The 11511-nt window shown below is 61.7% G+C and carries 13 protein-coding genes and 1 pseudogene; 11 read left to right on the top strand and 3 right to left on the bottom strand.

Features of this window, described 5'->3' with window-relative positions; all coding sequences use genetic code 11:
* Positions 1-311 precede the first annotated feature (311 nt).
* Complete coding sequence (locus FJ960_RS23820) at positions 312-524, bottom strand: cold-shock protein (RefSeq protein ID WP_015316174.1); 213 nt, start codon at positions 522-524, stop codon at positions 312-314.
* A gap of 274 nt (positions 525-798) precedes the next feature.
* Between FJ960_RS23820 and FJ960_RS23825 the strand changes: the two genes are divergently transcribed.
* Positions 799-1125: a hypothetical protein gene (locus tag FJ960_RS23825; protein WP_140717186.1), complete on the top strand. Its 327-nt coding sequence runs from the start codon at positions 799-801 to the stop codon at positions 1123-1125.
* Positions 1126-1209: 84 nt separating this feature from the next.
* Here FJ960_RS23825 and FJ960_RS23830 read toward each other — a convergent pair whose 3' ends face one another.
* Entirely contained in the window at positions 1210-1779 is a 570-nt protein-coding gene (locus FJ960_RS23830) for a methylated-DNA--[protein]-cysteine S-methyltransferase (protein ID WP_140717188.1), read from the bottom strand.
* Positions 1780-1961: 182 nt separating this feature from the next.
* On the opposite strand from FJ960_RS23830, the gene FJ960_RS23835 reads away from it, so the two are divergent.
* The 10 genes and pseudogenes from FJ960_RS23835 to FJ960_RS23880 all read left to right on the top strand — a co-directional run bounded on the left by FJ960_RS23835 (position 1962) and on the right by FJ960_RS23880 (position 10119).
* Positions 1962-2894, top strand: a complete 933-nt coding sequence (locus FJ960_RS23835; RefSeq protein WP_140505071.1) for a lytic transglycosylase domain-containing protein — start codon at positions 1962-1964, stop codon at positions 2892-2894.
* 5 nt (positions 2895-2899) lie between these two features.
* On the top strand, positions 2900-3388 hold the full coding sequence (locus tag FJ960_RS23840) for a GNAT family N-acetyltransferase (protein ID WP_140717190.1): 489 nt from the start codon (positions 2900-2902) through the stop codon (positions 3386-3388).
* A 141-nt stretch (positions 3389-3529) separates the two neighbouring features.
* The gene (locus FJ960_RS23845) at positions 3530-4798 is read left to right on the top strand and encodes an ABC transporter substrate-binding protein (protein ID WP_140717192.1); all 1269 of its coding nucleotides are present in this window, start codon (positions 3530-3532) and stop codon (positions 4796-4798) included.
* Between the two features lie 38 nt (positions 4799-4836).
* Entirely contained in the window at positions 4837-5751 is a 915-nt protein-coding gene (locus FJ960_RS23850; RefSeq protein WP_140717360.1) for a sugar ABC transporter permease, read from the top strand.
* A gap of 1 nt (position 5752) precedes the next feature.
* The gene (locus FJ960_RS23855; RefSeq protein ID WP_140505077.1) at positions 5753-6577 is read left to right on the top strand and encodes a carbohydrate ABC transporter permease; all 825 of its coding nucleotides are present in this window, start codon (positions 5753-5755) and stop codon (positions 6575-6577) included.
* Between the two features lie 106 nt (positions 6578-6683).
* Positions 6684-7427: a DUF899 family protein gene (locus FJ960_RS23860; RefSeq protein ID WP_140717194.1), complete on the top strand. Its 744-nt coding sequence runs from the start codon at positions 6684-6686 to the stop codon at positions 7425-7427.
* Between the two features lie 72 nt (positions 7428-7499).
* Positions 7500-8057 carry a DUF4142 domain-containing protein gene (locus FJ960_RS23865; protein ID WP_140505081.1) on the top strand — a complete coding sequence of 186 codons (558 nt, stop codon included), beginning with the start codon at positions 7500-7502 and terminating at the stop codon, positions 8055-8057.
* Between the two features lie 366 nt (positions 8058-8423).
* Positions 8424-8888, top strand: coding sequence for a cupin domain-containing protein (locus FJ960_RS23870; RefSeq protein ID WP_140717196.1), 465 nt, complete (start codon positions 8424-8426; stop codon positions 8886-8888).
* Between the two features lie 269 nt (positions 8889-9157).
* Complete coding sequence (locus FJ960_RS23875) at positions 9158-9550, top strand: RidA family protein (protein ID WP_140717197.1); 393 nt, start codon at positions 9158-9160, stop codon at positions 9548-9550.
* Positions 9551-9727: 177 nt separating this feature from the next.
* Positions 9728-10119: pseudogene (locus FJ960_RS23880) on the top strand (RidA family protein).
* An 85-nt stretch (positions 10120-10204) separates the two neighbouring features.
* On the opposite strand, the gene FJ960_RS23885 reads toward FJ960_RS23880, so the two are convergent.
* Positions 10205-11500 carry a hypothetical protein gene (locus FJ960_RS23885; protein WP_140717199.1) on the bottom strand — a complete coding sequence of 432 codons (1296 nt, stop codon included), beginning with the start codon at positions 11498-11500 and terminating at the stop codon, positions 10205-10207.
* Positions 11501-11511: the final 11 nt, after the last annotated feature.

An 11511-nucleotide genomic window follows, 5' to 3' on the forward strand; every position in this document is an offset into this window, starting at 1 on the left:
TCGCTGGACTGCCTTCCCAAAGAATCTCTTCTCAGACCAATTTCAACTCCCAAAACGCCATATGCGATTCCCCTGCCGTTCACGGGGAGAAGGACGCCAGTCGTCCAAAATTCAGACAAATAAAAAGGCGGGATGAATCCCGCCTTCCCATTTCGGTAGCCTGATCGGGAGCGTCCGGTCCGGGCTGGCAGCTATCTGCTGTTCCAGCTTGTCGGGTCTTTCCACTCCGGCGCGCTTCTCGCGCGACCGTCAGTACATCCGTGACTTGCCGCGCGCTCCGAACTCTCGTCCGGCGCGCGCCATTTTCAAAATCAGGCTGCCTTGCTCAGAGAACCAGCGGACGACTTGCCAGTGCGGCGGTCCTGCTCGATCTCGAAGTTGATCTTCTGGCCTTCGACCAGGGTCGACAGTCCAGCGCGCTCGACAGCCGAGATGTGGACGAAAACGTCCGCGCCGCCGCTGTCAGGCTGGATGAAGCCGAAACCCTTGGTGGCATTGAACCACTTGACCGTTCCAGTTGCCATATAAATAGTCCTTCACATTTGCTTTGGTATGACCGGACCGAGGTCCAGCCGGTGTGCATCGAGATTTTGGAGATAGACGTCAGCAAACGCGAAGATCGCGAGGCCCGGATCGATCGGCCGAAATATCAATGGGGCTGATATAGGCTGCTTTCGCACAAAAAACAAGACTGCGTGAAAACGTCGTGATCCGGGGCCGCCCAACGGCCGCCCCAATCTGGTGAAACCGTGGCGCAAGATCGTGCAGTCCCCGGGCGGCGGATCGAGGGGAGGGACCATGAAGACCATCCTGCTTGCCGCCTGCCTCACGCTGGTGGCCGCCCAGGCGCAGGCGATCTCGCGCTACGACCCGACGCGTATGAGCTGCGGCAAGGTCCAGTCGACGATCGCGCGCCAAGGTGCGGTCATCCTGCGCTATCCGTCGGCACGGGTGCCGGGGTTGCCGCTCTACGACCGCTATGTCCAGAGCCAGCAGTTCTGCACCATGGGCGAGGTGAGGACGCGCGCCTATGTGCCGAGCGCCGACACCAGGTCCTGCCCGGTCTATATCTGCAAGCGTCCGGACAATGAGCGTTTCAGGCACCGATTCATCCGGCGCCAATAGGATGTATTGATATTCAGGTGATGCCGGCCTGCAAACCGTGGCTTCCTGCGCTTCCGGTGCTCACAGCGGGAGCGGTTACTGCTCTCAAAACCCGAAGGACACCTGCGCCGGCGGCGGCGGGCCGACGCGCACGCCTTCCATGGCCAGCATCTTTTCCTTGGTGACCGAGCCGCCGGGCGCCGAGAAGCCGCCGATCTTGCCGCCGGCGGCCAGGATGCGGTGGCACGGGATGACCAGCGGCACCGGATTGGCGCCAAGGGCCGCACCGGTTTCGCGCGGCAGGCCGGCATGGCCGGCGCGCTTGGCGAGTTCGCCATAGGTGGTGGTTTCGCCATAGCTGAGTTTTCGTGCCGCGTCGTAGATGGCGAGGCGGAAGTCGTCGATGCCGTCGAGATCGACGGGAAAGCCGGTGAAATCGACGTCCTCGCCCGCGGCATAACCCTTGATCGAGGCGATCAGCTCGACCACCCATAACGGCTGGGCTGTGGAGGTGGAAACGCCGGGATGGCGCATCAGCCGCCGCTCCACCGCTTCGCGGCTGCGTTCGGGCAGGCAGAGCCGGATCAGGCCCTTTTCACTCCAGGCGATGCCCATGAAGCCGATCACTGTTTCTAACACTGCGTGGCCAGCCGTGATCGAAGATGCCGTTTTCATGCTGCGCTCCTTTCCGCAAAGCGGCGGAATCCGGGATTCCCGCCGGTACATATCAGGAACAATATGGCATCGCTGCCTGCATCCCGCCACCCGAAAACCACCAGATGGCCCCGATTGCTACCCACGAATCGCTGGTGTAAGGGAAATCTTAATAACCCGACAAACCGGACTCCGAGCGCGGCTTGCCAGCAAAACAAACCCTTATCGCCATCGGCGTGATCGTGGCGGCAGCCGGCATGAGCGGCTGCACCTCGACCTCGCAGATGAAAGCCGCGCCGTCCCTTACCGAAACCGCGACCACGGCAGGCAGCGACGCCGGCTTCACCGTGCCGCTGCCGGACACGGTTTCGGTGCTGCCGCAATCCTCCGGAATCGCGCCCGTCCAGACCGCTGAGTTGACCCCGAGCCCGGCTACGCCGGCACTCGATCCGGCCGTCCAGCCGGCTGCGGCGACCGCCGCCTTTGCCGGGGTGACCCCAACCTCGCCAGCTATGCCCGCGGTGATGGCCGCCAGTGCCTGGCAGGCGCCTCCGCCGTCCAAGGCCGGCCAGCCGATCGAGGCGGCCGGGACCTACACGACCGCCGGGCTTGTCGTGCCGGCGGTTGCCAAGGGCGGCCAGAAAATGCCCGGCGTGCAGCAAGTAGCCTATGTCGTGCCGCAGAACCCGGCCGCACTGGTGCAGTTCCCGTCGGCGCCCGTCGAGCCGGAGCAGCATGCGACAGGCATGCGCGGCGACGTCGACCGGCTGATCGTCAAATACGCCGCCTTCTACCAGGTGCCGGTGGATCTGGTGCGCCATGTCGTCAACCGCGAAAGCACCTTCAATCCCAAGGCCTACAATAACGGCCATTGGGGGCTGATGCAGATCAAGCATGCGACGGCGCGCGGCATGGGTTATGACGGGCCGGCCAAGGGCCTGTTCGACGCCGAGACCAACCTCAAATACGCGGTCAAATATCTGCGCGGCGCCTGGCTGGTGTCGAACGGCAACGCCAAGAAGGCCGACTGGCTCTACCAGACCGGCTATTATTTCGACGCCAAGCGCAAGGGCCTGCTCGAGGCGACCGGCCTCGGTGTCGACCGCAGGCGCGGGCGTCTTCAGCCCGACGCCTGAGCGCGATGCCCGAACCGCGCCCGCCGGCTCCAAACGACATCCGGCTGCGCAAAATCCTCGATGAGACGCTGGTTGCGCCGCACTGGCCGGATGGCTTTGCCATGCGCTGCTTCGGACATGGCGACGCTCTGCCCCTGCATGCGTTGCTGGGCGAAGTGTTCGACGATGGCACCGACGGCCCCTTCGACGAATGGTGGCCGCGCATTTCCGAAGACCCCGAATTCGACCCGGCGTTGTGTTTCCTCGTCATCGATGCCAAGGGCCGGCTGGCGGCTGCTGCACTGTGCTGGACCTCGGCGTTCGTCAAGGACTTGGCCGTTCATCCCGAGGCGCGCGGCAAAGGGGTCGGCGAGGCGCTGATGTGGCACGCCTTCGCCATTTTTCGCCACCGCGGTGCCGCCCATGTCGACCTCAAGACCAATACGCTCGAGAACGCCGCCGCCGTGCGGCTCTACGAGCGGCTGGGCATGGGGCCCGTCGCCTGGGAAGGCTGACCAGCGACGCTGATCGGTGCCGTCATTGCCACCGGGGATGGCCTGTTCGGGAACCCAAAGCGCTGCTCCGCATTCAATGAACGGTGGGGTCTGACCGGCTGCTGGTGCTGTGCGCCGCCGGCTGCCAAGGGAGATCCACCGATGAAGGTTTTCCACGCATTGCTGGCGTTGAGCGTCGCTGCCGTTCTCGCGGTAGGTTCGGCGCGCGCGGTCGAGCTGTCGATCGTGTCGGGCGACACCGGCAACGGCATCAAGGTGCTGCGCGAGATCCTCGACCGCTATGAGAAAGAAAGCGGCAACCAGGTCACCATCGTCGCCATGCCGTCGTCCGGGACCGACCAGTTCGGCCAGTACAGGCTGTGGCTCGCCGCGGGCAACAGCGACGTCGACGTCTACCAGACCGACGTCATCTGGGCGCCGCAGCTCGCCAGCCAGTTTGTCGACCTGACCGAGGCGACCAGGGATGTCGTGGCCAAGCATTTCCCGTCGATCATCCAGTCGCAGACCGTCGACGGCAGGCTGGTCGCGCTGCCGATCTTCACCGATGCGCCGGCGCTCTACTACCGCAAGGATCTGCTCGACAAATACGGCGCCAAGGTGCCGGCCACCTGGAAGGAGCTGGGCGACACCGCCAGGCTGGTGATGGACAAGGAGCGCGCCTCGGGCAACAGGGATATCTGGGGCTTCGTCTTCCAGGGCAACGCCTACGAGGGGCTGACCTGCGACGCGTTCGAATGGGTGGTGTCGAACGGCGGCGGCCATATCGTCGAGCCGGATGGCGCCATCTCCATCAACAACGCCCGGGCGGCGGCCGCGCTCGACATGGCCAAGGCCTGGATCGGCACCATCGCGCCGCCCGGCGTGCTCGCCTACCAGGAAGAGGAATCGCGCGGCGTGTGGCAGACCGGCAATGCGGTCTTCATGCGCAACTGGCCCTATGCCTATGCGCTGGGCAACAGCCAGGGGTCGCCGATCAAGGGCAAGTTCGACGTCGCGCCGCTGCCGGCCGGCACGGGCGAGGGCGCCCGGCCGGCGGCGACGCTCGGCGGCTGGAACCTTGCGGTCTCGAAATATTCCAGGCACTCGGACGCGGCGATCGAACTGGTCAAGTTCATCGCCTCGCCGGCAATGCAGAAATACCGCACGCTCAAGACCGCCAACCTGCCGACCATCCAGGCGCTCTATGACGATGCCGACATCGCCAGGCAACAGCCGATCATTCCACATTGGAAAGGGGTCTTCCTCAATGCCGGGCCGCGGCCCTCGGCGGTGACCCGGAACAAGTACAACGAAGCGTCGAGCCAGTTCTGGAACGCCGTGCACAAGACCTTGTCCGGCGAAGGCAGCGCCGCCGACAACCTGGCCGATCTCGAGGCGACACTAACCCGATTGAAAGGCAAGGGCTGGTGAGCGCGCACCCGGCTGATGCGCGCTCTGGTTCGCGCCTGATGCGCCAGCGCGTGCGCTCGGCATGGCTGTTCCTGGCGCCGATGCTTCTGGTGCTCGCCGCCGCTGCCGGCTGGCCGCTCGCGCGAACGGTCTATTTCAGCTTCACTGATGCCTCGCTGTCCGATCTCGACGCCCGCCAATGGGTTGACCTCGCCAATTATGTCTCGGTGCTGCGCATGCCGAGCGGCAGGATCATCTATGACGGGCTGCTTCTCGATCCGGTCTGGTGGAGCGCCGTGTGGAACACCGTGCGGTTCGCGGTGATTTCGGTGACCTGCGAGACGATCCTCGGCATGGTCGTCGCCCTGGTGCTCAACGCCGAATTCCCAGGGCGCGGCATCGTCAGGGCGGCGATCCTCATCCCCTGGGCGATCCCGACCATCGTCTCGGCGAAGATGTGGCAATGGATGCTGAACGACCAGTTCGGGATCATCAATGTCGTGCTGATCAATCTCGGGCTGATCGACCACAAGATCGCCTGGACCGCCAGCGCTGACACGGCGATGGCCGCGGTGCTGATCGTCGACATCTGGAAGACGACGCCTTTCATGGCGCTGCTGATCCTGGCCGCGCTGCAGATGCTGCCGCGCGAGATCATCGAGGTCGCCAGGCTCGACGGCGCCAATCCATGGCAGATCTTCTGGCGCGTGACCTTGCCGCTGATCCGCCCGGCGGTGATGGTGGCGGTGATCTTCCGGGCGCTCGATGCGCTGCGCATCTTCGACCTGATCTATGTGCTGACGCCTAACAATGCGCATACCAAGTCGATGTCGGTGTTCGCCCGCGAGAACCTGTTCGAATTCGACAAGTTCGCCTATGGCTCGGCCGCCTCGACCCTGCTCTTCCTCATCCTCGCTTTGCTCACTATCCTCACCATCCGCATCGGCCGGATAAGCCTGGATGGAGGCCGCTGAGATGTGGCTCCTGAAGCGCGCGGCCTTCTATCTGCTGATCGGGGCAATCGTTCTCATCGCGGTGTTCCCGTTTTATTATGCCATCGTCACCAGCCTGAAATCGGGGACCGCGCTGTTCCAGGCCGATCTGTGGCCGAAGGCGCCCAGCCTCGGCAATTATCGCAATGTGCTGGCCGAAGGCGCCTTCGTGCACAACCTCCTCAATTCGCTGATCGTCTCGGGCGCGGTCGTGGCGCTTTCGCTGTTCCTTGGCGTCACCGCCGCCTACGCGCTGGCGCGTATCCGTTTTCGAGGCCGCTCGGCGTTGCTGTTCGCCATCCTGTCGGTCTCGATGTTCCCGCAGGTAGCTGTGCTGGCCGGGCTGTTCGAGCTGGTGCGGATGTTCGGCCTCTACAATTCGCTCTTCGCGCTGATCTTCTCCTACATGATCTTCACCCTGCCGTTCACCGTCTGGGTGCTCACCGCCTTCGTCCGCGACCTGCCGGTCGAGGTCGAGGAGGCGGCGATCCTCGATGGCGCGACGCCATGGATCATCATCACGCGCATCTTCCTGCCGCTGATGTGGCCGGCGCTGGCGACCACCGGGCTGCTGGCCTTCATCGGCGCGTGGAACGAGTTCCTGTTTGCCCTGACCTTCACCTCCAACGATGCGCGGCGGACCGTGCCGGTGGCGATCGCGCTGCTCTCCGGCAATTCGCAGTTCGAAATCCCCTGGGGCAACATCATGGCGGCCTCGGTGATCGTCACCGTGCCGCTGGTGGTGCTGGTGCTGATCTTCCAGCGCAAGATCGTCTCCGGCCTGACCGCCGGCGGAGTGAAGGGGTGAGGCAGTTGCGGGCGCGTAAAAATGTCGGACCCGGTTACGGCGAAACGTCCTTGGGTCGTAGAGCACCCTGCCGGGATGCCGGCGCGACGACTTGAAGGAGCCGATCATGATCACCTTTCCCAACGAATCCGCCAAATACCGCACCGCGCGCGAAAAGCTGCTGAAGAAGGAAATCGAGCTGCGCCGCGCCATGGAAGCCGTGGCCGAGGCGCGCCGGGCGCTGCCGCCGGGCGGGCTGGTGCCGCAGGACTATGTGTTCGATGGGCTGGATATGTCAGGCAAGACCGCGAAGATAAAACTCTCGGAGTTGTTCGCGCCCGGCAAGGACACGCTGATCCTCTACCAGATGATGTTCCCGCGCCATCCGCAGGAGACGCGCGACGTGGCAACCAGCGGCGGCACGGCGAAGCTCGCCCGGCCCGACCAGCCATGCCCGTCCTGCACCGCGCTGCTCGACCAGTTCGACGGCGCGGTCGGCCATCTCGAAGCCGCCGGCTTCAACTTCGCCGTCGTGGCCAAGACGGCGCTCGAAAACCTCCTCACGCTCGGCCGCGATCGCGGCTGGCGCAACATGCGGCTGGTGTCGTCGGCCAACAACAGCTTCAAACGCGACTACAACGCCGAGGATGCCGACGGTGCGCAGATCCCGCTGCTGTCGGTGTTCCACCGCGACGGTGACGGCATCAGGCATTTCTGGTCGTCCGAACTCGGCTTCGCGCCTACGGAGCCCGGCCAGGACCCGCGCGCCATCGGCACCTGCGAGATCCTGTGGAACCTGATGGATTTCACGCCGGAGGGCCGGCCGAACTGGAACGAGCAGCTGCAATATAGCGAGGCGTGCTGCCACTGAGGGGCCTGGCGCAACTTCGTCTCGCCTGCGGCGTTGGAACCCCGAGGGAACCATTCCGATCGGAGATCCCAGATGAAAATGTTCCTGACCATGGCCGCCGTCGCGCTGACCGCCGTCGCGCCCGTCGCGCTTGCCCAGACGAACGGCACCAGTTCGAACGCGGTCGCGCCCATGTTGCCCGACAGCAAGGTCGACACCCCGACCTTTGTCGGCACCGTGCCCAGCGCCAATGAATTCGAGATCCAGTCGAGCCAGCTCGCCGAACAGAAATCCGCCTCGGCGGACGTCAAGGCCTTCGCCGGCCAGATGATCAAGGACCACACCAAGGCCGGCGAGGACTTCAAGCAGGCGCTGAGCAAGGGGCAGACCACTGCCTCGGTCAAACCCGCCGGACCCGCGCTGCAGCCCAAGGACCAGCAGATGCTGGACCAGCTGAAAGGCGCCAGCGGCAAGGAATTCGACCAGAAATACGTCATGATGCAGACCGAGGCCCACAAGCAGGCGGTCGCCCTGTTCAGCACCTATGCGAAATCCGGCGACGACCCCGCGCTGAAGGAATTCGCCAAGAAGACGCTGCCGACGCTGAAGGAGCATGAGAAGCACGTGAAGGAGCTCGGCGCGGCGCATTAGGGGGATGGGCGAGCTGTTCGGTCAAGGGCAGGCCACCCTTCTGGCTGGTGGAGACCTCCTTCATTTCGTCATCCACGGGCGGAGCAAGGAGCGCAGCGACGCGGCGCAGACCCGAGGATCCATGCCGGGACTTCAAAGCGTCGCTACGGTTCGTAATTCTGCTCCGCTGCGTCCCCGATTGATGTCGCGGCATGGATCCCAGGGTCTCCGCGACGCCGCTCCGCGGCTGCTTCGCCCTGGGATGACGAAGTTGGGGTGGCTTCGATCAATCTCCATGTCACAAAGCTGGCAAACCCCCACCCCGCAAGAAGCCCCTGTGCCTGCACCCGCCATGCGCTAGACTGCGCACATCACCCGGGAGCACCCATGCCCAAGATCGACCTCGCATCCGTGCCCGTCCGCAAGGGCTCCGGCTATCCCGCACCCTTCGACGCCCCTTGCGCCGACCGCACCCGCCGCCGCCTTGGCGATGCCGGCGGGCTCACCGATTTCGGCGTCAACCTGATGACCTTGCCCCCAGGCGGCTGGTCGAGCCAACGCCACTGGCACAGCCACGAGGACGAGCTCGTCCATGTGCTGGAGGGCGAACTGGTGCTGGTCGAGGATGGCGGCGAGACGCTGCTCAAGGCCGGCGATAGTGCTGCCTTCGCCAAGAACAGCGGCAACGGCCACCATATGATCAACCGCGCGCCGGTTACCGCGCGCTACCTGGAAGTCGGCTCGCGCAATCCCGACGATGTCATTACCTGTTCGGACATCGACATGATGAGCCCGAGTTCGGACGGGCGCTTCCTGCACAAGGACGGCACGCCCTATCCGGGGCAGGGATGATGGCTGGACCATGCGTCGGCGCTGGCGTTCCGCCCGTGCCGGGATAAGCTGCCTATGACCGCGGGAGTCGACGCCAGCCCCCTCATCCGGCCGCTTCGCGTCCACCTTCTCCCCTGCAGGGGAGAAGAGACTGGCGCTGGCGCTCGTAATCTCGTCTCCCCACGGGGGTCCGAAGGACGGGCGAGACAAGCGGCTCGCCCGGAAGCCGAGCGGAGCGGAGGCTGAGTGAGGGGGGTTGGCGCCAGCTTGGCCAACAAGGGAGCACCACCATGAAAAAAGAAATCATCGAAGTGCCCGTCATGTCGGACAAGGTGCGGGCGCTGGGCCTGCCCTGTTCGACGGCGGTGAGGGCCAACGGTTTCGTGTTCATCTCGGCGACGCCGCCGGTGGACATGATGACCGGCGAGATGGTGCGCGGCGACATCGAGGTCCAGACCGAAGCATCGCTGAAGGCGCTGAAACATTGCCTGGAAGCGGCCGGCACCTCGCTTGAAAACGTGGTGATGGTGCGCATCTACGCTGTCAACTCCGGCTTCTACACCGCGATAAACAGGGTGTATGCCCGGTACTTTTCGACGAACCCGCCGGCGCGGAGTTTCGTGCCGGTGGCGTCGTGGCCGATGGAGTTTGATATTGAGATTGAGTGCGTGGCTGTGGCGTGAGTTTTCCGTCGCGAACCAGCATCCATGCTGGTTGTTTCCTGAGATTTTGAGTCTGCAAAACGCCGCTTCAAGGTGACGCGCGGTTTGCATTGAGCAGCGACTTCCGGACGGCAATGCCGAGCGCTGGCGTTCAGACTGGAGCGAGATCAGCTTGCCGCAACCACAGGGGAGATCGTCATGACCAAGGAAATCGTCGAAGTGCCGGTGCTGTCGGCGGCGGTGCGCGCGCTCGGCGTGCCGTTGTCGCTGGTGACCAAGGCCGCCGGGCTGGTCTTCGTCTCCGGCACGCCACCGCTCGATCTTTTGACCGGCAAGCTGGTCAAGGGCGACATCGAGGTGCAGACCGATGCGTCGCTAAAGGCGTTGAAACATTGCCTGGAAGCGGCCGGCACCTCGCTCGACAATGTGGTTATGGTGCGCATCTACGCCGTCAACTCCGGCTTCTACAACGCCATCAACCGGGTCTATGCGCGGTATTCCCCGAAAACGCGCCATCACGGACATTTGTGCCGGTGGCGTCCTGGCCGATGGAGTTTGATATCGAGATCGAGTGCGTGGCGGTTGGGTGAGGGGGCAAGCGAACCAAATCTCGCTAAAGGCTATCAGCTTGACATTTCGCGCTTCAAGCGCCCAGCTGCTCCGCCACATCACGGCTCAATGGCGATTGATTTTCTTCTTCAATTTCCAAGCATAATAGATTTTTGAATCTCTTAATTCTTCGGGCTCCTGCAATCTTTCTCTAATTGCAGGTATTAACGTGTCGGTTATATGTTTCCCTCCAAAGGCCGCGACCACTGCACCGAGTATAGCAGAAATTCCCCCAGTGGCTGCTGCCGCCACAGCATGAAATGCTGCCTTGCCGCCTCCGTCAATAAGATTCCTGTTTTGGGATCGCCGATTTTTTTGCACGATCTTCTCCATTTTCGCCTCTTCATCCTTAAAAAGAAGCGTGACATCGTCCCCTGACTTAACGCCATCGCCTATTAGTTTTCGAAAATCATGAAGGTGGTGCCATTCGCTATCTCTGAATTTCAATATATCTCTGATATCATTTTGGGCTATAAATGGGTAATTTAGATCTATATTTTTTGAAAACCCGCCACTTCCAAATACTTCCTTCATTATCTCGATTTGTTTTGTTGTTGTTGATATATTATTTATATTAAATTCGCTCGCTGTTTTGTTAGTTTGTATTATGTCGTTCGACAGGAAAGTGGCTGGGCCCGTAGCAGCTCCAATTTCTATGACTTGTTCCTTCGTCAGAATTTGATCTTTTTCAATTCCTTTCATGGATGCAGGAAATTTATCGCCGCTATAGTGGAAGCCGCCGTTAAAGTGACCTACATAATCTGCCGAATTTCTTATGGAGAATTCTAACGCTCCGCCTATTTTTCTATCAAAAGTGACCTGTGCTTCTTCAAGGAATTTATTTGTAATTATAAAGTACATATCTTTAATGTCAGTTGATTCAGAGAAAAATCCAGAGAGTCCTCTATTGAAGCAACTTCTGCAGAGATTGTATGTCGAGAAGTCCGTGAATGTTATTATTTTCCGTTCAACTAGAGGATGAACCGATAAGAGCTTGGTGAGATAATAGGATATTTCTCTAATTGACCCTGATGATGGTCTTTTATTTTCCATCCCCCCAAAGAATGGGTTAAATAAAACAAATTCATCGGCATACATGGCCGCAAAAGATGCGGCAGTGCCAAAAGCGTTGTCCCGACATTGAAAGCTGGAACAAGGATAGGGCAAGCCCGACATTTCGGTATTACCGACAAAGCAGTACGGGGAAGCCTGAGATACGGGCTTTGGCAAACTAGATTTAACAGCTTCGACGAGTTCGAATAGCTTTTCTGGAGTTAGGGTCAAAAGTCTGTCGTTTAGCGAACTGGCGTCCCCGACGTCTCCTAACCCAACAGCATCATCGATAATCTCAAGGTATTTCATCTGAATCAGCC

Source organism: Mesorhizobium sp. B2-3-11, from assembly GCF_006442215.1.
Lineage (GTDB): Bacteria > Pseudomonadota > Alphaproteobacteria > Rhizobiales > Rhizobiaceae > Mesorhizobium > Mesorhizobium salmacidum.

What these genes read in the sequence shown, in the direction of transcription:
- FJ960_RS23820 (WP_015316174.1), bottom strand. Translation starts at nt 524, where the DNA reads ATGGCAACTGGAACGGTCAAGTGGTTCAATGCCACCAAGGGTTTCGGC.
- FJ960_RS23825 (WP_140717186.1), top strand. Translation starts at nt 799, where the DNA reads ATGAAGACCATCCTGCTTGCCGCCTGCCTCACGCTGGTGGCCGCCCAG.
- FJ960_RS23830 (WP_140717188.1), bottom strand. Translation starts at nt 1,779, where the DNA reads ATGAAAACGGCATCTTCGATCACGGCTGGCCACGCAGTGTTAGAAACA.
- FJ960_RS23840 (WP_140717190.1), top strand. Translation starts at nt 2,900, where the DNA reads ATGCCCGAACCGCGCCCGCCGGCTCCAAACGACATCCGGCTGCGCAAA.
- FJ960_RS23845 (WP_140717192.1), top strand. Translation starts at nt 3,530, where the DNA reads ATGAAGGTTTTCCACGCATTGCTGGCGTTGAGCGTCGCTGCCGTTCTC.
- FJ960_RS23850 (WP_140717360.1), top strand. Translation starts at nt 4,837, where the DNA reads ATGCGCCAGCGCGTGCGCTCGGCATGGCTGTTCCTGGCGCCGATGCTT.
- FJ960_RS23855 (WP_140505077.1), top strand. Translation starts at nt 5,753, where the DNA reads ATGTGGCTCCTGAAGCGCGCGGCCTTCTATCTGCTGATCGGGGCAATC.
- FJ960_RS23860 (WP_140717194.1), top strand. Translation starts at nt 6,684, where the DNA reads ATGATCACCTTTCCCAACGAATCCGCCAAATACCGCACCGCGCGCGAA.
- FJ960_RS23865 (WP_140505081.1), top strand. Translation starts at nt 7,500, where the DNA reads ATGAAAATGTTCCTGACCATGGCCGCCGTCGCGCTGACCGCCGTCGCG.
- FJ960_RS23870 (WP_140717196.1), top strand. Translation starts at nt 8,424, where the DNA reads ATGCCCAAGATCGACCTCGCATCCGTGCCCGTCCGCAAGGGCTCCGGC.
- FJ960_RS23875 (WP_140717197.1), top strand. Translation starts at nt 9,158, where the DNA reads ATGAAAAAAGAAATCATCGAAGTGCCCGTCATGTCGGACAAGGTGCGG.
- FJ960_RS23885 (WP_140717199.1), bottom strand. Translation starts at nt 11,500, where the DNA reads ATGAAATACCTTGAGATTATCGATGATGCTGTTGGGTTAGGAGACGTC.